Here is a 442-nt window from a genome sequence, read left to right as displayed (position 1 = left end):
CAAGTATAGATTTAAGTCTTAAAAACAATGAGATTAGTGGAGGTAACCCAGACTATGCGGTAAGTTATTACCTAACGCAATTAGATGCAGAAACAGAAACTAGTCCATTAGCCATACCATATACAAACATTTCTAATCCACAAATAGTTTATGTAAGAGTAGAAGATGTGACAACAGGCTGTTTTACAACAACGACTTTACAATTAGATGTTGTACAAGCACCAGTAGCATTTACACCAACCGCTTTAGAGTATTGTGATCCAGACAGTGATGGATTTGGAGTCTTCACATTAAGTGATGCTACAGCAGAAATCACAGGAGGCGCACCAGGATTAACGGTAACTTATCACGAAACCTCAAGTGACGCGACAAATAACGTAAACCCATTAGTTAGTCCCTATAATAACATTGTAGCAAATACACAGGTTATTTATGTACGCGT

At 37.6% G+C, this 442-nt stretch carries 1 pseudogene; it reads left to right on the top strand.

Annotated elements, in window-relative coordinates:
• Nucleotides 1-442: pseudogene (locus V6251_RS15140) on the top strand (T9SS type B sorting domain-containing protein); the annotation flags it as partial.

It is taken from the genome of Olleya sp. Ti.3.14 (assembly GCF_038154885.1).
Classification (GTDB): Bacteria; Bacteroidota; Bacteroidia; order Flavobacteriales; family Flavobacteriaceae; genus Olleya.
This window is presented reverse-complemented; position numbering and strand designations above follow the sequence as displayed.